The organism is Shewanella sp. SW1, from assembly GCF_025653545.1.
In the GTDB taxonomy this organism is placed as follows: domain Bacteria; phylum Pseudomonadota; class Gammaproteobacteria; order Enterobacterales; family Shewanellaceae; genus Shewanella; species Shewanella oncorhynchi.
Genome location: NZ_JAKKSG010000001.1, coordinates 219,841 through 241,332, shown reverse-complemented (window position 1 = coordinate 241,332; position 21,492 = coordinate 219,841). Strand labels below are relative to the sequence as shown.

Sequence of the window (21,492 nt, the reverse complement as noted above, 5' to 3'; positions counted from 1 at the left end):
ATGAGTCAATACCACTGCGTATTTCACCTTTGAAAAATTGACTGAGCCGTTTCGTTTCAATGAGGTTTGTATGAAGTTTTTTGGATTGATAGCCCTACTCGCCCTTAATGGCTTAATACTGGCCCCCAAAGCACAGGCCTTACAGCCCATTATCGTTTCCTACGCCGTTCAGCCTGTAAGCCATTTTAATCAACAACTACGTGCCGCTCAGGCGCAACATCAGCCTTGGTCGGAAGATCCCAATAAAATCAGCAGCCAATATGCAGGCAACAAATTTACCTTAGTGCGAACTCAAACCAATAAAGACGGCATTTTAACCTATCAAGTGAGCGAGCTTTCCAAGCAGCATCCACAGATGCTGTTGATTATCTCACTGAAACAAAACGCTAAACTTTGGCAGGTAAGTTCGGCCCAATTGGCATGGAAATGCAGTGGTGGGCAACACTTTGGCACCGACAGATGTAATATCGCCGAGCATGAGGCCAACACAGCGCCTTAATCTTGTTTTATGAAAAGATTCAAAAACAAAGAGCGCCCTAAGGCGCTCTTTTTGTTCGTTTAAACTTACTATAGCGTAAACCTAACTAAACCAACGTCACTATACCAAAGTCACTTTGGCAAACTTACGTTTACCGACTTGGAATACAGCAACAGTACCCGCGAACAAAGTCATACGGCTATCTTCTAGCTTTTCGCCGTCCATCTTCACCGCGCCTTGCTTGATCATCCGCATCGCTTCTGAAGTCGATGACACTAAGTCCGCGTCTTTCAACAGATTGGCAATCGCAATACCTTCACCGGCAGCTAACTCAATTTCTTCGATATCATCGGGGATCATGCCCTTAGCACGGTCAACAAAGGCTTGATGCGCACTTTCGGCAGACGCTGCATCATGGAAACGTGTGATAATTTCCTTAGCTAAGGCGATTTTAGTGTCACGTGGGTTAGACCCATTCGCCACGTCTTGCTTAAACTGTTCAATTTCAGCCAATGGGCGGAATGATAACAGCTCAAAGTAGCGCCACATCAAGTCGTCCGAAATTGACATCAGCTTGCCAAACATTTCATTGGCAGGTTCGCTCACGCCAATATAGTTATGCGCCGATTTAGACATTTTCTTCACGCCGTCTAAACCTTCGAGCAGCGGCATCATGATCACAGCTTGTGGCTTTTGGCCTTCGGCTTTTTGCAGTTCACGGCCCATTAACAGGTTGAACTTTTGATCTGTACCACCCAGCTCAACATCGGCCTGCAGCGCAACTGAGTCATAGCCCTGAAGTAAAGGATACATAAACTCATGAATCGCAATCGACTGACCCGAGGCATAACGCTTCTTAAAGTCATCGCGCTCCATCATACGAGCCACAGTTTGCTTAGACGCGAGACGGATCATACCTGCGGCGCCCAATGGCTCTAACCAGCTTGAGTTGAATTCGATACGAGTCTTAGCAGGATCGAGGATCTTGTAAACCTGTTCTTTATAGGTTTCTGCGTTTGCTAAAACTTGTTCACGGGTGAGCGGCGGACGTGTACTATTTTTACCACTTGGGTCCCCCACCATACCAGTAAAGTCACCAATCAAAAAAATGACTTCATGACCTAACTCTTGGAATAATCTTAATTTATTCAAGATTACTGTGTGTCCAAGATGGATATCCGGAGCGGTAGGGTCAGCGCCTAACTTAATACGGAGTGGACGTCCTTCTTTGAGTTTTTCCAGCAGATCCGCTTCGAGTAAAATCTCATCGGTACCACGTCTAATTTCTGCTAATACTTGGTCTAAATCAGCCATCTCGGCAGGGACTCCTAAGGCCATGATCATAAAATGAAGAGACTTATGTTACTTGTTAGCCACCACAATTGAAAGTGTGTACACTAACGGGATTATTTAAGTCTCTGGTTATTGGTATCGGCGTCAATGGGAAAGGTTATAACGTTATTTAAATTGTTGCCTAAAAAGCATCAAATTCTCCTTAGCATTCTTTCAGTTATCACAATGATAACCATGCTTCTACCTTCTGAAGAAGCGCAAGCTTCAAGACAAACCACTAGCATTGATGACCAAGCTCAAATCAACACCCGTTATGATGTGCCCTTAGCTTTTCGCTCGCCTGAACGCCCTGAGTTACTAGAAGGTCAAACAGATAATGCTCCGACAACGGCTGAACCGTTATCCTCACCCGATGCGCTCGCTGCAGCTGGAGCTGGAGCTAATAATCAAGCCGCAGGATCCCACGAAAGCGCTCTCCACAGAGATGTCGAACATTTTAACGTCAAAAATGGTGATACTTTAGCCGCGGTATTTGACCGCGCTGGCTTAACCAGCAAAGACGTTTATGAAATCACCCAGTTGCCTTTAGCCAAGCAAAACTTACTTAAGATAATGCCGGGCGAAGAAATTGTGATTTCAAAGGATGCAAACGGTAATTTGACTGAAGTACGTTATCGGGTCGATGCTATTTCCACGCTAGTCATCACTAAAAGCCAAGAGCAATACAACGAAAAAATCTCCGAAAAGGATGTGGAAATCCGCAACCATTTCACCAGTGCCAAAATTAAGAGCAATTTCTGGAATGCCGCTGTGGATGCAGGCATGTCTGCTAACCAGATATTACAATTATCGACCGTATTCGGCTGGGATATCGACTTTGCCTTAGACTTACGCGAAGGCGACAGCTTCGCCATTATTTACGAGCAAGAATATGCCGATGGTGAATTTTTGCGGAATGGCAATATCTTAGCTGCAGAATTTGTTAACCAAGATGAGCGCTATACTGCCATTCGCTATACCGACGGTAACTATTATTCCGAAAATGGCACTAGCATGCGTAAAGCCTTCCTGCGCTCACCGGTCGATTTTAAGTATGTCAGCTCCAACTTTAACCCAAGACGTTTGCACCCAGTGACAGGCCAAGTCAAAGCCCATCGCGGTGTAGACTATGTCGCAGCCATTGGCACGCCCATTAAAGCTGCGGGTAGTGGACGCGTTATTGAGTCTGGTTATAATCAATTCAACGGTAACTATGTGTTTATCAAACATAACGATACCTATACCACCAAATATCTACACCTCACAAAACGTAATGTCAGCAAAGGCGCCAACGTTAAGCAAGGACAAATTATTGGTACTTTAGGTAAAACAGGCCGTGTCACTGGGGCTCATTTACATTACGAATTTATCGTCAATGGCGTACACCGCAACCCGAGAACGATTACGCTACCGAAATCCGAATCAATTGCGAGAAAAGAAAAAAATCAATTCGATGCACTTAGCAAGCAATTGATGACTACACTTTCGCAAAACAAGCAAACGCAATTGGCAATGCAATAACGACGGATGGATTCCTCCCAATGAAAAACGCTTATTATATTGGACTTATGTCAGGCACCAGCATGGACGGTGTCGATGCAGTATTGGTCGACTTTTCAGGCGCACAGCCGCAGCTTATCGCCAGCCATACCGAAGCTATTCCGAGCCATTTGCTCAAAGGTCTACAGCGCCTGTGCTTACCCAGCTCAGATGAAATTAACCGCCTCGGCCGTTTAGATCGAAATGTGGGTCAGCTGTTTGCCTTAGCAGTCAATAATCTGATGGCTAAATGTACTATTGCGAAAGAAGATATCATCGCCATTGGTAGCCATGGTCAAACTGTGCGCCATATGCCAAACCTCGAAGTGGGTTTTACCTTACAAATTGGCGATCCTAATACTATTGCGACCGAAACAGGCATAGATGTCATTGCCGATTTTCGTCGCAAAGATATTGCCCTTGGTGGGCAAGGCGCGCCCTTAGTACCCGCATTCCACCAGCAAACCTTTGCCCAAGTCGGTAAAAAACGTGTCATTCTCAATATTGGTGGTATTGCCAATATCACCTATCTGCCGGGCAATAGCGAAGAAGTCTTAGGCTTTGATACAGGACCAGGTAACACCTTAATTGATGCCTGGATGCAACAGGTTAAAAGTGAGCCCTTCGATAAAAATGGCGAATGGGCTGCATCCGGAAAAACTGATCAAAGCTTATTAACTCAGCTGCTTTCGCATCCGTATTTTTCCCTTGCTTACCCTAAAAGCACTGGTCGCGAACTGTTTAACCAAGCTTGGTTAGAGCAGCAATTATCGCCCTTTAATCATTTAGATGAAGAAGATATTCAATCAACTTTATTGGATTTAACCTGCCACAGCATAGCCCAAGACATTATTAAACTATCCAATGAAGGGGAATTATTCGTCTGTGGCGGCGGTGCATTTAATGGTCAACTGATGCAGCGTCTTGCAGCCTTATTACCAGGTTATAAGCTGGATACTACCTCGGCCCTTGGCGTAGATCCTAAGTGGGCAGAAGGCATCGCCTTTGCCTGGCTCGCCATGCGCAATCACTTAGGTTTACCCGCTAATCTCCCTGCAGTAACAGGCGCCTCCCGCGAAGCCGTACTCGGCGGACGATTTAGCGCTAAGTAATTGGCCTTCGCAAAATACTAAAGCGATAACCTAAACAAGAGCTTCTACATGAAGCTCTTGTTGTCTTTAAAAGACAAACTAATCTTTTCCCCTCTTCCTGCCTAAATTTCTCAAGAAAATCAGCAGCTATTTTAAAGCCATCTATTCTTAATTACTGAAGCATTTAGTGACAGAAGCATGAGTAAAAAAGTTTCGTCACTGAAGCTTAATCAAGTCTCACTATAGTAAAAACGGATACAGGATATTGCTCTAAACAGCTCAAACACTTAGGAATAGCCTCATAGGCGTCCAATAAGAAACTGGTTTTAAGGGAACTCGTGTCTACAGCGCGATTTTGCTCACTCAGACAAGATCCGTTAATAGGCAGGTAAATTAGGAATAAAGACGCACTGATTAACAAGCAAGCGTCTTTAAAAGAATAGGAAATCAAACAATGAACATGTCACAAAAAATGGCGGCAGAATTTCTCGGCACCTTGTGGTTAGTCCTTGGAGGGTGTGGTAGTGCTGTACTCGCCGCTGCATTTCCCGAGGTGGGCATAGGCTTACTCGGTGTCGCGCTCGCATTTGGCTTAACGGTTCTGACTATGGCCTTTGCGATTGGCCATATTTCAGGTTGTCATGTCAACCCTGCAGTGTCATTCGGCCTTTGGGCTGGGGGACGTTTTCCGGCAGCAGAATTATTGCCCTATATCATAGCCCAAGTCGCGGGCGGAATTGTTGGCGCAGGCATCTTGTATCTCATCGCTTCAGGACAAGAGGGATTTTCACTCGCTGGCGGATTTGCCTCTAACGGTTTTGGTGAGCACTCACCAGGTGGCTATAGCATGCTGTCGGTGATGATTTGTGAAATCGTTATGACACTGTTCTTCTTGATTATTATTTTAGGTGCCACCGATGAGCGAGCGCCTAAGGGATTTGCCCCAATTGCCATAGGGTTAGGTTTAACCTTAATTCACCTTATTAGTATTCCTGTGTCCAATACTTCGGTGAACCCAGCGCGTAGCACAGGCCCTGCACTGTTTGTCGGTGACTGGGCGGTATCACAACTCTGGTTGTTCTGGGTAGCACCGATTGTCGGCGCCATTTTGGCGGGCTTTATCTATCGCTACTTCCGTGCGGAAGAATAAAAGCCGAAGATCTAACACAACAGCGCTCTCTTGGCGCTGTTGTTCTTTTTCTAATCCCGCTCTAATGTTACCATTTAGCCAACTGGCGAATTTTGCTGTGCGACTAAAGACACAACAGGCTTCGCCCTATCCAAGCAAAAGAGATATTTTTCATGAGCAAGACTGTTAAAAACCTCGCTGAGACAGCAGCAATGACGCCAGAAGCCCGTTACGATTACCTCGTTGAACAAGTTAAAGAACACAAAATACTTTGGACATTACAAGATCAAGACGGTTGCGTGATGTTAACCACTGAAGAAGAAGATTGCATCCCAATGTGGCCAACCGAAGAAGCCGCTGATTCTTGGGCTGTGGATGAATGGAGTGATTGCCAAACGTTAGCGATTCCACTCGACGAATTTCACGAAAGATGGGTGCCAGGCATGGAAGATGACGACCTCTTTGTCGCCGTATTCCCAGTATTAGATGATTTAGGTGTGGTAATCCCGCCTTATGAGTTAGATCAAAGATTAGCGCCTAAGCAAAGCCACTAATCGCTATCGCTAAACGAGAATGCCTATGAGCGAGCAAAAATCGGCGATACCGACACCAGAGGCAAGTACAGCCCTTAGTCAGCACTTTCCGAAACGACTCATTGCACTATTGCTAGTGTATGTTGTTGCGTCAGTGAGTGGCTTAATCGCTAAACAAGGGGTGTTATTTTGTCTGCTAACCCTCCTGATGGTGATTGCCATTATCGGTCGGCAAAAAGCAGGGCTTATCATGCTGCGCGGCTACACAGTCGTGCAGCTTGGATTGATTAGCATGCTGCCAGTGATTATGTACGATCCGGGCAACTTAGTGGTAGGTCCAACGACAGTGTATCTAGGTGAATGGCAGGGAAAACTGCCTGACTATGTGATTTTTATCGCTTTGATCGTCTTGTCATTACTGCAAGTTTGGATAGCCTTTGATAAAAAGGTAAAGGCATGGTTTAAGCCTAAGCTTAACCTGAATATCATGAGCTAAGCTCTTGTAGAAAATAAATTTAGCCCAACAAAAAGCCGTCATTGTGACGGCTTTTTTGATCTCACTCCACGCCTAAAAAGATGCAAAGTTAGTCATCATTAAACAGAAAAACTTTTTTACACAGAGAAACTGGCACCACAGCCACAGGTCGTGGTTGCGTTAGGGTTTTTCACGAAGAAGCGAGAACCTTCCAGTCCTGAAGTGTAATCCACTTCACCACCGACTAAATATTGTAGGCTCATAGGATCGACAACCAAGAGAACGCCTTGTTTTTCTATCGTAAAATCGCCGTCATTGACCTTTTCATCAAAGGTAAAGCCGTACTGAAATCCAGAACAACCACCACCAGTCACATAGACTCGTAGCTTAAGTGCAGGATTTTGCTCTTCTTCCAGCAAACCTTTCACCTTAGCGGCTGCCGCATCGGTAAATTGGATTGGCATTGCTGTATCAGCTTGATCAGTCATTACTACCTCTTACATCAGTTTTCTGGGGCAAATTATCCTTTACCTGACTGTTTTGTTCAAGTATTACCCGTGGTTCTTTTTCACCCTGTAATAACTCAGGGGCACTATAGACATGTTCGGTCTGCGAATTCTTAGTCCAGCGGCTCGAAGGCACCAGCACTTTGACTTTCACTTGTTGTAAATTAAAGCCAGCAGGAACAGTGACCTTGGTATCTATGACTTGAAAATAGCGAAAATCAAATTCCAACTTAGAACCCGTGAGTTTGTTCACACTCAAGCTAACAGATTTGCCATCTTGCACACCAATGAGTGTCAATTCAGTTCGACCTTGAATAGCTTGCTTACGCTTTTGCAACTGAGTCAACACCAACTTGAGATGATATTCATCGGCCAAAGCGCCCGGCGTCATTTCAAGTCCGTGAATAGCGACACCTTCAGCATTATCATCCGGTGTCATAATGCTGCGGTAAAACGCCAGCTCATGTTCCAATTCTTTTTGCTTTTTCATTTGCTGGCCAAACATTTCTTGCATTTGGGTATTAGCCTCTCGCTCGACGGACAGCTCTAAATTTCGGGTTGCAAGTAGTTGGGTCTGTGCCTCTAACTCAGCGGTCAAGCGTTGAGTCTTGCTGCTGATATGCTTAACAACAGGCTCATCGCTACTTAATAGCAGAAAACTTATCCAAGCCCCAAAAAGAATAGAAACTAACACTAAAAGCGATAAATACACTGAAGATGGACGATACTTGAGATCCATCACTTGCAGCCGATCTAGCCAACGATGATAATTTGGCATTAGGTAACAGCCCCTTATATAAAATACAATCAACTCAAGAACGAGTTCGATACAATACAACTCAGGCCAATGTAGTGCAATTAACGATAAATAAAGTCGCTATCCAACATGCCATAGTCACAGCCAAAAAGTATTTAACCAATGAGCTACGTGACCATTTATCTCAAGCCCGCATCAGTGCACAGCTGTGCATACTGGCACTGTTATTTGCTATTTTTGCATCCTGTGTGATCTTACTGTTTCGACTCTTGCTCGTTTGGGCTAATCATTACACCCAAATACAGGCGCTGGATTTTACGGGGAACGTCGCCGACTGGCGAGCCCTGTTACCCCTTTTAGGCGCAATATTAATTTGGATAGTGGCGAAGTTGGGCTCCAAACGCTACAAACGTATGGGAATAGCCTATGTGTTACATAGAGTTAAACTGCATTATGGTAAAATCCCCCTACAATCCGCCGCTGGGCAATTTTTTCAAGCACTCTTTGCCCTAGGCACAAATTTCTCAGTCGGCCGTGAAGGTCCTGCCATTCATCTGGGTGCTGTCAGCGCCAGTTTTCTCGCTGAAAAATTCAATCTTCCCGATAATAGCGTACGCATCATGTGTGCCAGTGGCATTGCAGCAGGGATTGCCGCCACTTTTAACGCGCCCTTGGCGGCGGTGATTTTTGTACTCGAAGTGATAGTACGTGAATATAAAATCCATTACTTTTTCCCGATTATGCTCTCCGCAATTTGTGGCGCGGTTTCAAGCCAATTAGTGTTTGGTAATGTGCACGAATTTGACCGTATTCAAGTGATCCACATTCCCTTAGATCACTACCCTATTCTCGCCATCGGCGGCGTAGTATTAGGCTGCGCTGCGGCGCTGTTTAATTACTCACTCTTAAAAGTTACCGCGACGGGGCAAAACTGGCCACTGATTTACCGACTATTACTGGCGGGCAGTGTCACCACACTAATCGGTCTCGTGTTGCCGCAAGCCCTTGGCACGGGCGATCTCGCCATTAGCGAAGCCATTAGCCAACATCCAAGCCTGTTACTGTTAATCGCCCTGTTATTTGCCAAAACCATCGCCACTATTGCGGCGATTGGCTTAGGTATTCCCGGTGGTTTGATTGGTCCACTTTATGGTATCGGCGCGCTGCTCGGGGCGATTTTGGCGCTGATCAGCGCTATCTTATTCCCCTCCATCGCCCCTTATGTAGGGCTTTACACTGTAATCGGCATGACAGCCATGATGGGCGTGTGTTTAAGCGCGCCGCTGGCGGCGTTAGTCGCCCTGCTAGAAATGACTAATGATGCCAGCATTATTTTACCGGCAATGTTTGTAACAATTCCGGCTTTTTTAATTGCTTATCAGGGTTTTAAGACCGACTCCATTTTCTTTAAGCAATTAGAAATCATGGGGCTAGGCTATAAAGTTGCACCAGTAAATTTAGCCCTGCAGAAAAAAGGTGTGCGAGCCTTGATGGATAAACGCTTTGTTATCGTCAATAACAACGATGAATTGTTACTCGAAGTGCTTAAACGCGCCGAAGGTCGCCCTGTGTTAGTGCGTAACGCCGATGGCGTTATCGAAATGCTCAGCCTTGAAATGCAATCCTACGATGACAGTACCACGCTATCACGCCATCCCATGCAAGGCTTAAGCGACAGCACTACTCTGAATGAAGCCTATTTACTCTTGTCACCCAAGCGCAGCGGTGAGGTGTTTATCTATCAAGATACGCCCGATAACGTGGTCGGGGTGATCAGTTGGTCAAACCTGCAACAGGAAATTCGCTTAGGCCAAGCCTAGTGCCAATTAATGACATCGATTTAAAACCTGATATCAATTTAAAATCTGATAGTGATGCAGAATCTTATATTGATGCCAAACCTGAGGCGGCAGATTAAAAGCTTTGGGCTTCATCGCAAAAATCTAACACAGTGGTAATGTGGCTATTTCGTTGCCCCAGTGTTTCTGCTACAATCGCGCCTCAGCCACCCTACATAACATCAGGGCAGATAAGCGCGATACCGCAGCTTAAAATGCCCCCTAGCAAATTGGAAAACAGGCTGATGAATCAGTTCGAAGGATCCCATATCCTCTCCGTAAACCAGTTAGATCTTGACTCAATCCAAACTATTTTTAATGTCGCTAGCCGCATGATGCCCTATGCACTTCGAGAGAAGCGTAATAATGTGCTCGATGGCGCCATTTTAGGTAACCTGTTTTTCGAACCTAGTACCCGTACCCGCGTGAGTTTTGGTTGTGCCTTTAACTTGCTCGGCGGCCATGTACGTGAAACCACAGGCATGGCTTCATCGTCTTTATCTAAAGGTGAATCCCTGTACGATACGGCGCGGGTGTTATCCACCTATTCTGATGTCATTGCCATGCGCCATCCAGACTCTTACTCGGTCAAAGAGTTTGCTGAAGGCAGCCGCGTCCCAGTGATCAACGGCGGCGATGGTTCGAACGAGCATCCGACCCAAGCTTTGCTCGACTTATACACTATCCAAAAAGAACTCAAGTGTGCTGGCCGCGGTATCGATGGCATGCACATCGCTATGGTCGGCGACTTAAAATTTGGCCGTACAGTGCATTCACTGTCGCGCTTACTCTGCATGTATAAGAACATCAGTTTCACACTGATTTCACCTGCTGAATTAGCTATGCCTGATTATGTGATCTCCGACATTGAAAATGCTGGCCATAGCATCAAAATAACCGACCAGCTTGAAGGCCATTTAGATCAAGCAGATATTTTGTATCTCACTCGCATTCAAGAAGAACGCTTCCCTTCACAGGAAGAAGCAAATAAGTATCGCGGCAAGTTCCGCTTAAATCGCAGTATTTACACTCAGCATTGCAAATCTAACACTGTCATTATGCATCCGCTTCCAAGGGATTCACGTGCGCAAGCCAATGAGTTAGATAATGATTTGAACAGCCATCCCAATCTCGCCATCTTCAGACAGGCGGATAATGGGCTGTTAATTCGCATGGCTTTGTTTGCATTGACACTCGGCGTTGATCATCAACTCGAAAAATATGAGTGTCCGGTTAATTGGTATTCACGTAAAGCCGATCGCTAATTGGCTACAGACTTTAAGGACTAAACATGACCCGTTCCGAAGCGCTATTTGAACAGGCTAAAAAAACCATCCCCGGCGGCGTTAACTCTCCGGTTCGTGCATTTAATGGTGTAGGCGGTTCGCCCCTGTTTATTGAAAAAGCTAACGGCGCTTATATTTACGATGCCGATGGTAAAGCTTATATCGACTATGTCGGTTCTTGGGGCCCGATGATCCTCGGCCACAACCATCCTAAAATCCGTGCAGCGGTATTAGCAGCGGTAGAAAATGGCTTATCTTTTGGTGCGCCAACTGAGCTTGAAGTGCAAATGGCCGAAAAAGTCATCTCTATGGTGCCTTCTATCGAGCAAGTACGCATGGTGAGTTCAGGCACGGAAGCCACTATGAGTGCTATCCGTTTGGCACGCGGTTTTACCAATCGTGACAAGATCTTAAAATTTGAAGGTTGTTACCACGGCCACGCAGATTGCCTATTAGTGAAAGCGGGTTCTGGCGCACTAACTTTAGGTCAACCTAGCTCACCAGGTATTCCAGAAGATTTCGCCAAACACACCTTAACGGCTGTGTATAACGACTTAGATTCTGTAAGAACCCTGTTCGAGCAGTATCCAACTGAGATTTCTTGCATCATCATCGAGCCCGTTGCTGGCAACATGAACTGTATTCCACCTGTCCCAGGTTTCCTTCAAGGCCTGCGTGATATGTGTGATGAGTTTGGCGCGCTGTTGATTATCGATGAAGTGATGACAGGTTTTCGCGTATCACTAAGTGGCGCTCAAGGTTACTACGGCGTCACACCAGACTTAACCACACTCGGTAAAGTGATTGGTGGCGGTATGCCAGTGGGGGCTTTCGGTGGCCGTAAAGATGTGATGCAATTTATCGCCCCTACGGGTCCGGTTTACCAAGCGGGTACGTTATCGGGTAACCCCATTGCGATGTCAGCGGGTCTGGCACAAATGGAAGCCCTGTGTGAAGAAGGTCTGTACGAAGCACTGAGCGCGAAAACCAAACGTATTGCAGAAGGCTTTAAAGCGGCTGCGGATAAGCACGGTATTCCAATGGCGATCAACTATGTTGGTGGTATGTTCGGTTTCTTCTTCACGGAACAACCCAAGATCACTCGTTTCGATCAAGTGACCCAATGCAATATCGAACAGTTCCGTATTTTCTACCACGGCATGCTAGATGAAGGTGTTTACTTAGCGCCAAGTGCCTATGAAGCAGGCTTCCTGTCAATGGCCCATGGCGAAGAAGAGATGCGCTTAACCTTAGAAGCGGCAGATCGCGTATTGGCGAGCATGAAAGCGGCAAGCTAAGCCTAAGCTTTAGTATTTAAGCCGTTTAAACATAACAAAGGGACGCCAATGCGTCCCTTTGCTTTTATTCGATTTAGTTAGCTTTGTGTCACTTTAATAACGATCAGACTTTTTAGAACCTAAAGCCGATTTAAATATTATCCCAGCCACCATGAATTGTAAGGTCAAGTGGATATGCTCAATAACGTGCTAAGGCCAACCCATCACGCCCAGCGCAATAAGTTGCTTACCACAATACGTTAACCAAACGAGTGAGCCTAAAAGCAAAAGATTCCGGATAATAAATGTCATTTTCCTCTACTTCAAAAACACAATATCCAGTATTGATACCCAAACAAGCTCAAGACGCAGAATTCTGCGGGACTGAGTGCTAAGAGCACTCAACTTCCGAGCGGGCACTAATTCAAAAGGTAAGCATTAAAAATGCCTGCCTACATAGGCATGACAATTCAGGAATATCGCCCTGAATAAAAATTAATTGAAGAATATGCAAACTAACTGCTTAGACTTTAATCGTAGATCTCACTTTTAACGCGGTAATCAAATCAAACAATACAGTTAATAACGCTGTAATAATCACAAAAACCAATATATAAAACTAATTAGCAACCCAAAAGCATGAGATAGACATCACAAAGAAGCATTAAATTGAGTTACAGCTAACAGTTGCGTTCTCTAGCCCATTATGTTCTGATCCGCACGCGCTAACACGGCTAGCTTAATTTAGCCTTGATATGCCCAATCTTTAGGTTGACTCAAGTCGCCCTACGACATCAAAACAGCAGTTGGAATTGCAGTTATGTTAAATACCTTTCTCATCTTACTGGCCGTGCTCGCATTGCTCAGTATTATTTTCGAAGAAGTGACCCACCTTAATAAAGCAAAAACCACCTTATTCTTTGGTTGTATCTCTTGGGTAGCGCTGTTTATGGCTGCAGGGGAACCGGCTAATGAGAAAATCGTTGCCCATCAGCTCAATGAAAATTTGCTCGAGATTGCCACACTTTGGCTCTTTCTGATGTCGACCATGACCTTCGTAGCATATTTGAATGCTAAGGGTATGATCCAAATCATGGTGCAAAAGCTGTTTCCGCAGAAAGTATCAGTGCGTATGTTAATGATCCAAGTTGCCCTGTTTGCACTCGTGCTCTCAGCATTTTGTGATAACGTCACCGCGACTTTAGTGTCTTTAGGTTTATTAACCACCTTTAAACTCGACAAGCAAATGCGCCGTAGAATGGCAGTGTTGATTATCTTCGCGGTGAACTCAGGCGGTGTGGCCCTGATCACTGGCGATGTGACGACACTGATGATCTTCTTAGCTGGACATGTGCATATGTCTGAACTATTGATGTTGTTTATCCCTTCAGCCGTCAGCGTGATTTTACTGGCAACCCTATTCTCACTCAAAGCCGAAGGTGTTGTGAGCACGACGCCAATCAAACATACTTATCAAACCGTTGATGTATTGATTGCCCTCGTCTTCTTCTGCACCATTTTAATGACCATGCTACTCAACATATTGTTTGGTATACCGCCGGTGTTAACCTTCTTAACGGGTCTATCAATTATGTTCCTGATTGGCCATACCACGCGCAGTGATAAAGAAGAAATCAAGATCCTAGAGTATATTCGCCAAGTTGAATATGACACCCTGTTGTTCTTCTTAGGTATTTTACTGCTCGTTGGTATGCTTAAAGAAATTGGCACCTTAGACATGTTGACTGAAGCTTATACTCAGTTTAATCCAAACATCTCTAACTTCGTCACGGGTATGGGCTCAGCCTTAATTGATAACGTACCGCTAACAGCGGCATTGTTAAAAGCCAATCCAGTGCTGAGTACTCCTGAATGGCTTGGCTTGACTTACAGCGTCGGAGTCGGTGGTTCACTGCTGATTATCGGTTCGGCATCAGGTATTGTAGCCATGAGTAAAGTGAAAGAACTGACTTTTGTGAGTTACTTGAAATATGTTCCTGCACTTTTCCTCTGCTACAGCGTCGGTTACGCACTGACCCTATTCTTAGCCAACAGACTGTTTGATTAAGTTGAGATTAGCTGAGATCAAAAAAGGCGCCTAGTGCGCCTTTTTTTATCAACTACTTATTCATTGTTACCACAAATAACCGCTAGCAGGACTTATCGTAATACCTGATTAGATTGCGGGCACCTTAAACTGGGTTCCTTGAATATCTAACACTATGTCCCTTGGACGAATAGAGATGATTTTCAGCTTACCAGCAATCATATCCCCTTCTTGTAACTCGGCACCGTCTACATTCAGCCATCTCTGGGCAGGGTCGCTGGAATAAACATGAGCAACGATATTAAATTCAGGCACTTGTAATTGCAGACCTGCAGGTAATTGGCCGTATTTCGGAATTTCATCCACAGCAGTTTTGGGGATAGGATCTAATTTAGCTTCAGTGATATTCGTCTCTGCAGCATTAACATATTCCACATCCTTTAATGCATTTTGAAAGGAAGCCACTAACTTATCTTCATCGCGACTTTTATTGGTCTCTAAACCGACATCTTCCGCCGCGGCACTGACTTGCTGACGCAGGGCTTCAAGACTCGCTAGACCCGACTCATTGGCATTAGCACCTAACATCATAGGCTGCTGTGCTTGCGTCTCTGCTGGCACAACCGCTTCCTGAATTGCAGCATCGACTTGGGCTGACGTCGACATATAATCTGCGTAGCTTGAATCACTAAAACCCGAATTGCTATCACTTTGAGCCGGCATGCCAACAGAATTTGTCGTTATATTCGCGCTAGCATTCATTTGAGGCGCATTTGATACTACAGTCTCAGCCTGAAATTGCGGCGATACCGTTAGCTCGGGTAAAGTCTGCGTCCGAGGAAGCGCCACTTTCCCAGCAAGCCGAACACCTGAAGCAGCACTGGGCTCAACTTGGAGCTCAGAGGCAGCTCCTACCGTAGACTGAAGCTCATTTTTAATCGCAGTCGAAGCTGGCAATGATGAAATTGATGGCAGTACATTAGCCACTGCCACAGTATCACTTTGGGGAGGTCGAGTTTTATCCCAAACGCTTAATCCCCAAGCCACACCAATTCCTGCGGCAACTGCAACGACTAATATAGACAGTTTTCCTATCGGCACACCCGATTTACGAGGCTGTGGATAATTCGCCCTTGGCGTCATCACAGCATCAGGTAACGGTGATTGTTGCTGTTGTTTATTGCGGGTTACGGCATCGAGTAAAATGGACATCAGCTGCGCGCCCCATCATCAGTTAACCGTGGGCCTTGCTGACTTAAATACAAATTTAATCTCACTAATGTTTGATTCCCTGCAATACCATCGGCTTTTAATCCGTGCTGACTTTGGAAGGTTTTAAGATCATTTTCCAATTGCACATCAAATTGATTAACCCGACGGGGGCTACGACCATTCACATGGGCTAACGCATTCTCTAACCACTGTAATTGACCAGGACTCGATTTTTGACTGATATCCATCATAGGCAAATTAGGTGCTTGCCATAATATTTCGAAGGTGCCACTGAAATGTTGATTAAACCAAGCTCTATCAACCCAAAGTTGTTGCTCACCCAGTTGCATCAGTAATTGTTCCCCCTCTACCGCAAGCACAGCACCATAAAAATCTTGTTGCTTGTCATCAACCAAATACACGACAGCCGGATAATTAAGCCGAGTCAGTGACATCCAGTTACCCTGCTGTTGATAGCAAGCTAATCCTTGCTCAACCGCCGATTGGCAAGCCGTCAAGCCTTTATAGGGCACTTTGCCCCACACGCTAAACAAACCTGCAAAAGCAGTATCGATATTGCGACTCTGATTAATCGCCTCGTTTAACAGACGTTGATTTGGATCGGGAATGGAAGTCTGACCGCTTGGTTGATTAGTCGGTTTTACTGACTTATCAGCGACGCCTTCACCACCCAAGGTTTGAGCATTTAATGACGCCACATTTGTTGGCACAGACTCAGTAACCAAATTGGACGCTGGCGCCGTATTGACTGACTTATCAGTAAATAACCAATAAGACACACCAAACGCAACACATAACGCCGCTGCGGTTGCTGTCGGCCACAGATACCTATTTTGAGTCGGTTCTTCTTCACCTAATACTTCAGCCGCGGCTTGCCGCACCATATGATGATCGATGGGCACCCGCGATTGTGCATAGCCTGCCATCAGTGAACGTTCACATAAAAGGTTAATTAATCGAGGGATGCCGCCGCTGTATTTCTGCAAAACGTTAACGGCTTTACGGGTGAATAAAGGCTCAAACCGCCCAGCCACTTGCAAACGATGCAGCACATAGAGGGCGATTTCATCTTCATTGAGCGGCAATAAATGATAACGAGCCGTGATCCGCTGGGCTAACTGACGCAATTCTTGGCGCTTCAATAACAGCTGTAATTCCGGCTGACCGATTAAAATCACCTGCAGTAACTTCTTAGTGTCCGTCTCCAAATTAGTCAGAAGACGCAATTGCTCCAGCACCTCAGGACGTAAATGCTGTGCTTCATCGATAATGAGCACGGTATTACGACCTTTGCTGTGATTCGCCAATAAAAAACGGCTCAAGTGATCAGTCAATTGCTTGAGTGTAGGATTATCGCCGTAGGAAATCTTAAGCTCATCACAAAGCGTTGCGAGTAATTCAAGCTCAGTTAACGACGGATTAAGGATAAAAGCAGTATCGGTATTGTCGGGCAATTGCCCAAGCAAACAACGAGATACTGTTGTTTTACCCGTACCGACTTCCCCTGTTAACAACACAAAGCCGCCCGTTTCCCCTAACCCATAGGTTAAATGGGCTAACGCCTCTCTGTGCCTATCACTCAGAAATAAATAATGGGGATTGGGTGCAATTGAAAAAGGGTTATCGCTGAGTCCATAAAAGGCCTTGTACATACCACCAATCATCCTAATTTAAAAATAACGCCCCACGTTAAAGCGTCCCAATGTTATTGTCAAAATATCTGCAACATCAATGTGACAGATAAGTGCGCAAATATCTCGCGACGACTTTATCCATCATCTTAATGAGCGTGATAAGCTATGTTCATGACACATTAGCCGAATCTTGCCTGTGAAAATATATCTCGTCGGCGGTGCTGTACGTGACAGCCTGCTCAATCTTCCCATTAAAGATAAAGATTACCTCGTCGTTGGAGCAACACCAGAACAAATGCTGCAACAGGGTTACCGCCAAGTGGGTAAAGATTTCCCCGTATTTCTACACCCCAAAAATCAACAAGAATATGCTTTAGCCCGAACCGAACGAAAAATTGGTCTGGGTTATGGTGGTTTTAGCTGCCACGCCAGCCCTGATGTGACTTTAGAGCAAGATTTGTTGCGCCGAGATCTAACCATTAATGCGATCGCCCAAGATGAAAAGGGCAACTTATATGATCCTTTTAATGGTATTGAGGATATTAACGCGCGCCTGTTACGCCATGTGTCGGATGCTTTCGTTGAAGATCCACTGCGAGTGTTACGCGTCGCCCGCTTTGCCGCAAGGTTTCATGCCTTAGGATTTCAAATTGCTGCAGAAACCCTGGCACTGATGCGTCAAATTAGCGCAAGCGATGAGCTTAGCGCTTTAACGGCGGAGCGAGTTTGGCAAGAGGTTGATAAAAGTTTAGGCGGACCTCACCCAGAAGTCTTTTTTGAGGTACTGCACCAATGTGGCGCACTCGAAGTCCTATTCCCTGAAATTCACGCCTTATTTGGCATACCTCAACCTGAAAAATGGCATCCTGAAATAGATACTGGCGTGCATACCTTAATGGTGCTCGCTCAAGCCGCACTGCTCACTGGAGATAAAAGCGTTCGGTTTGCCGCCCTAGTACATGATTTGGGCAAAGCACTGAGCCCAAAAGAGCATTTACCAAAGCATCACGGCCACGGCCAGAAAGGCTTGCTACTCATAAAAGCCCTCTGTACACGTTTACGAGTACCGAATGAGGCACGCGATCTGGCGTTGCTCGTCAGCGACCAACATCAGAACGTCCATCAGGCATTCGAGCTCAGAGCCGAAACTATCGTTAAAATATTCGATAAAGCTGACTTTTGGCGTAAACCAGAGCGCTTAACGCAACTTATATTAGCTTGCACCGCAGATATGCGCGGCCGCACAGGATTTGAAAACATCCCATATCCTCAGGGAGAGTATTTAACTCAGTGCTTCACTGTCGCCAATAATGTCGATATTGCCGCCATCATTGCCACTGGTTTCCAAGGCGCAGAGATAAAACAAGCCTTAAATTTACATCGAGTTGAAGCCGTCAGTCAGTTTAAACAAAAAATGCAAACAAAACTGCCGATGGACAACCAGTAATTTGTAAAGGATTTGTAAGTCGTGCATCACTGCATGGTGAATAATGCCCCTTTTTACGATTAGAAATGTCGATATCACATAGAAAAAAAGCTTTTAAAAAAAATTTATATGCCTATAGTGGTTAAACACATTAATATTCGTAGCAAATTAAAATAGCTATGTCATAATTAGGCAGTTTCGCTTACAAAGTAACGAAACATTCAAATCCAACCTATTTTAAGGGATTTTTTACAATGAACAAAAAAGTACTGATGATTGCTGGTTTAGCAATGACTGCCCTACTAGGTGGTTGCGCGAACACTACTGCTCTGGAAGAAAGCGTTGCAACTCTGGGCAACAAAGTTGATCAATTGTCAGCTGATGTTGGTTCTCTGAAATCAGAGCAAAGCAAACTGTCTGCAGACGTTAAAGATGCAAAAGCAGCATCTATGGACGCACAAGCAGAAGCTAAACGCGCAAACGACCGTTTAGACAACGTTGCTTCTCGTTACAAGAAGTAATGAAAGGTAATTTAGCTTACTATTTAGTAAGTTAAGACAAAAGGCTTAAGAAAGATGAAAGCGATAAGCACATCAATCTAAGCCTTTTTTTATGCCTGCAATTCAAGATTGCCATGCAAAGAATAGCGAGTGCGGCAATACAAAATCGCTAAATTGATTTTAAACTTCCAAAGGCATGTTAAAGGCGATTCGCCTACCTCCCCCCTAAAAGTTAGCCTTGGCATACTTCTGTATAAACGAGTGCTATCCCTCTTTTAAATAAAGTCGCATTATTAATCTAAACTTCTCGTTTGCGTTTTTAAGCATCCCTAACAATCAGCCTCATTTATCATAAAAAATGTATTTATGGGAAATGAAAGCTATTAATTTAAAGCACAGCTATAGATAAAAAAATCGAGGCTATATGGGAAACAAAGGCAATAAGAAGGTTGTATTTGTCACTGAACAAATAGGCCTAAAGTTAAAAATAATAACACCTTCAGCCTATCCAACATAAAAACAACATAAAAACGTCAAGCAGAATCATAGACTTGAGTAATATAGCCTTTTAAAACATCAAAAAAACATCTAACTAAGCCTATGAATTGTCTTAAAATTAACCGCATCGACTGCAAGTTTTAACCTATAGCGATTCACTCACGCCTTTATGTACTAAGACTAATACATAGTCAATTTCTAGCAACTCAAAATGATTAGCTTGAATATCGTGTTTCATCTTGTCAGTTGCACGCCACGCATAGGGTGCCATATCCAATAACGTTAATGCCTGTTCACCTGTAACTGATAAAGTAAAGCGCAGTGACTGAGTTTCTTTTACCAATAATGCTGAGGGTAAATTCACTTGGAAAGGTTTTTCAGCCAAGTCGGAATAAATATATTCTCTGAGTTGCCATAGATGTCGTGGCCCAGGCATAACCAGTAACATGGTCCCATCGTCTTTCAATACCCTGACAGACTCTTTTCCCTTTAACGGCCTATCAATAACAGTAATAAAATCCACACAATTATCGGCAAAGGGTAATTTTTTAGAAGAGCTTAAACACAAGATCCCAGGAGTCTGCGCTTTTGCTGCAGCAAAAATAGCATTTTCTGCGTCCGCTACACCCACGTACTGGACGTTTCGCGGATTTTCGACCTCTGCCAACTTGGAGGCTAAAGCACGCAAATAGAAGCCCTCAGCGCATTCATAATCCAATAAACAAGCGTCAGGCTTGATAGAGCCGGTGATTATCTCAGCCAATTTATCGATTAAAGGCGAAAAGATGCCTGATTCGAGAAGAAAACGCTTAGCCCTAACTTGCTCGCGCGAATCCCCTGTCGGCTTTTGGCGTTGTGGTTTAGTAAAAACCCAATAACCTTGCTCATTTCGATCAAAATGATGCTTATTTGCACAATAAAAACCTTGGGAGGCTTTGTGTTGTTTTAACGCAAGTCCGCAGGTTGGACACTGATATTCGAGACCCATATAAAGCTCCAAAAATAAGTTAAGCTTCAGAAAAATGAGGAAGCTCCAAAAACAAAAATCGGGTACTTGACCCGATTCTATTATTCATAATTTCACTATGATGACTAAACTGGAATGACTACAAAAAAATAAATCCACACAACACAGCTCCCAGTGCCAAACGGTAAATAACAAACGGGGTCATTCCCATGCGGCTGATGATTTTCAAGAAATAATGAATACATGCATAAGCTGCAACAAAGGAAATAAAAGTGCCTAAGATCAATGCTTGATAATCAATTGGCAGCGCGCTTTCCGCTAAATCTTTACCGACTAAAATTGCCGCGCCTAAGCTCACAGGCACTGACATTAAGAATGAAAAGCGAGCCGCAGCATCTCGACTCAAACCTAGCATTAGCGCCGCTGTCATAGTGGCACCAGAACGTGAAGTCCCAGGGATTAAAGCAAGCGCCTGCGCGAAACCAATTAACAAGGCTTTGCGCCATCCAGTCTGATAGATTGTTAAATCGCGGCGCGACATCTTATCAGCCCACCACAATAATAAACCAAAAACGACTGTCGTGACCGCGATAACCTCTGTATTACGTAGGTGAGTTGCAATAAAATCCTTAGCCATAAAACCAAAAAATACAGCGGGTAACGTCGCCAGAATAATCCACCATGCCAGCTTGCTGTCTTCGGATTGCTGACCTTTAAAAATGCTTGCAACCCAAGCATTAAACATAGTCCATAACTCGTGTCTAAAATAAATCACCACAGCAAATAACGACCCCGTATTCACCGCCACGTCGAATGACAAACCTTGATCTTCCCAGCCTAAAAGCTGAGCAGGCAGAATTAAGTGGGCTGAACTAGAAATAGGCAAAAACTCAGTTAGCCCTTGAATAAGCGCTAAAATAATGACCTGAAACGTATCCATGACAAT

19 protein-coding genes are annotated in these 21,492 nt (G+C 44.7%); 12 read left to right on the top strand and 7 right to left on the bottom strand.

The window, feature by feature from the left end; genetic code table 11:
• Positions 1-70: 70 nt before the first annotated feature.
• Positions 71-499, top strand: coding sequence for a hypothetical protein (locus tag L5M71_RS01150; RefSeq protein WP_263178105.1), 429 nt, complete (start codon positions 71-73; stop codon positions 497-499).
• A 99-nt stretch (positions 500-598) separates the two neighbouring features.
• Here the strand turns inward: L5M71_RS01150 and tyrS are convergent, their stop codons facing one another.
• Positions 599-1,792: a tyrosine--tRNA ligase gene (tyrS, locus tag L5M71_RS01145; RefSeq protein ID WP_263205984.1), complete on the bottom strand. Its 1,194-nt coding sequence runs from the start codon at positions 1,790-1,792 to the stop codon at positions 599-601.
• A 126-nt stretch (positions 1,793-1,918) separates the two neighbouring features.
• On the opposite strand from tyrS, the gene L5M71_RS01140 reads away from it, so the two are divergent.
• The 5 genes from L5M71_RS01140 (at position 1,919) to L5M71_RS01120 (ending at position 6,598) form a co-directional block, all read left to right on the top strand.
• Positions 1,919-3,331, top strand: a complete 1,413-nt coding sequence (locus L5M71_RS01140) for a peptidoglycan DD-metalloendopeptidase family protein (RefSeq protein ID WP_263205981.1) — start codon at positions 1,919-1,921, stop codon at positions 3,329-3,331.
• 20 nt (positions 3,332-3,351) lie between these two features.
• Positions 3,352-4,461 (top strand): anhydro-N-acetylmuramic acid kinase, encoded by a 1,110-nt coding sequence (locus L5M71_RS01135; RefSeq protein WP_212599972.1) that lies wholly within the window; start codon positions 3,352-3,354, stop codon positions 4,459-4,461.
• A 433-nt stretch (positions 4,462-4,894) separates the two neighbouring features.
• Positions 4,895-5,590, top strand: coding sequence for an aquaporin Z (gene aqpZ, locus L5M71_RS01130; RefSeq protein WP_263205979.1), 696 nt, complete (start codon positions 4,895-4,897; stop codon positions 5,588-5,590).
• 152 nt (positions 5,591-5,742) lie between these two features.
• Positions 5,743-6,123, top strand: a complete 381-nt coding sequence (locus L5M71_RS01125) for a DUF2750 domain-containing protein (RefSeq protein WP_028760853.1) — start codon at positions 5,743-5,745, stop codon at positions 6,121-6,123.
• 25 nt (positions 6,124-6,148) lie between these two features.
• A complete protein-coding gene (locus L5M71_RS01120; RefSeq protein ID WP_168823456.1) occupies positions 6,149-6,598 on the top strand; it encodes a hypothetical protein in 450 nt (149 codons plus the stop codon).
• A gap of 116 nt (positions 6,599-6,714) precedes the next feature.
• Here the strand turns inward: L5M71_RS01120 and erpA are convergent, their stop codons facing one another.
• Positions 6,715-7,065: an iron-sulfur cluster insertion protein ErpA gene (erpA, locus tag L5M71_RS01115; protein ID WP_006080742.1), complete on the bottom strand. Its 351-nt coding sequence runs from the start codon at positions 7,063-7,065 to the stop codon at positions 6,715-6,717.
• Positions 7,058-7,861, bottom strand: a complete 804-nt coding sequence (locus tag L5M71_RS01110; RefSeq protein WP_105249880.1) for a DUF6776 family protein — start codon at positions 7,859-7,861, stop codon at positions 7,058-7,060. Before L5M71_RS01110 ends, erpA begins: the two co-directional genes overlap by 8 nt.
• A gap of 74 nt (positions 7,862-7,935) precedes the next feature.
• On the opposite strand from L5M71_RS01110, the gene L5M71_RS01105 reads away from it, so the two are divergent.
• The 4 genes from L5M71_RS01105 (at position 7,936) to nhaD (ending at position 14,309) form a co-directional block, all read left to right on the top strand.
• Positions 7,936-9,660 (top strand): chloride channel protein, encoded by a 1,725-nt coding sequence (locus L5M71_RS01105; protein WP_263205976.1) that lies wholly within the window; start codon positions 7,936-7,938, stop codon positions 9,658-9,660.
• Positions 9,661-9,923: 263 nt separating this feature from the next.
• A complete protein-coding gene (locus L5M71_RS01100; protein ID WP_106649824.1) occupies positions 9,924-10,943 on the top strand; it encodes an aspartate carbamoyltransferase in 1,020 nt (339 codons plus the stop codon).
• 26 nt (positions 10,944-10,969) lie between these two features.
• Entirely contained in the window at positions 10,970-12,262 is a 1,293-nt protein-coding gene (gene hemL, locus L5M71_RS01095; protein WP_263146046.1) for a glutamate-1-semialdehyde 2,1-aminomutase, read from the top strand.
• A 799-nt stretch (positions 12,263-13,061) separates the two neighbouring features.
• A complete protein-coding gene (gene nhaD, locus L5M71_RS01090; protein ID WP_028760859.1) occupies positions 13,062-14,309 on the top strand; it encodes a sodium:proton antiporter NhaD in 1,248 nt (415 codons plus the stop codon).
• Between the two features lie 108 nt (positions 14,310-14,417).
• Here the strand turns inward: nhaD and L5M71_RS01085 are convergent, their stop codons facing one another.
• Together L5M71_RS01085 and L5M71_RS01080 are read right to left on the bottom strand one after the other, a co-directional pair.
• Positions 14,418-15,500, bottom strand: a complete 1,083-nt coding sequence (locus tag L5M71_RS01085) for a general secretion pathway protein GspB (RefSeq protein ID WP_263205971.1) — start codon at positions 15,498-15,500, stop codon at positions 14,418-14,420.
• The gene (locus L5M71_RS01080) at positions 15,500-17,173 is read right to left on the bottom strand and encodes an ExeA family protein (protein ID WP_263140543.1); all 1,674 of its coding nucleotides are present in this window, start codon (positions 17,171-17,173) and stop codon (positions 15,500-15,502) included. Before L5M71_RS01080 ends, L5M71_RS01085 begins: the two co-directional genes overlap by 1 nt.
• Positions 17,174-17,351: 178 nt before the next feature.
• Here L5M71_RS01080 and L5M71_RS01075 point away from each other — a divergent pair, with 178 nt between their 5' ends.
• Complete coding sequence (locus tag L5M71_RS01075) at positions 17,352-18,602, top strand: multifunctional CCA addition/repair protein (protein WP_113940686.1); 1,251 nt, start codon at positions 17,352-17,354, stop codon at positions 18,600-18,602.
• Positions 18,603-18,835: 233 nt separating this feature from the next.
• A complete protein-coding gene (locus L5M71_RS01070) occupies positions 18,836-19,102 on the top strand; it encodes an Lpp/OprI family alanine-zipper lipoprotein (RefSeq protein WP_006080732.1) in 267 nt (88 codons plus the stop codon).
• A gap of 622 nt (positions 19,103-19,724) precedes the next feature.
• On the opposite strand, the gene L5M71_RS01065 is transcribed toward L5M71_RS01070, so the two are convergent.
• Both L5M71_RS01065 and L5M71_RS01060 read right to left on the bottom strand, forming a co-directional pair.
• Entirely contained in the window at positions 19,725-20,567 is an 843-nt protein-coding gene (locus tag L5M71_RS01065) for a putative RNA methyltransferase (RefSeq protein ID WP_263211164.1), read from the bottom strand.
• A 118-nt stretch (positions 20,568-20,685) separates the two neighbouring features.
• Positions 20,686-21,486 carry an undecaprenyl-diphosphate phosphatase gene (locus L5M71_RS01060; RefSeq protein WP_113940688.1) on the bottom strand — a complete coding sequence of 267 codons (801 nt, stop codon included), beginning with the start codon at positions 21,484-21,486 and terminating at the stop codon, positions 20,686-20,688.
• Between the last annotated feature and the right edge of the window lie 6 nt (positions 21,487-21,492).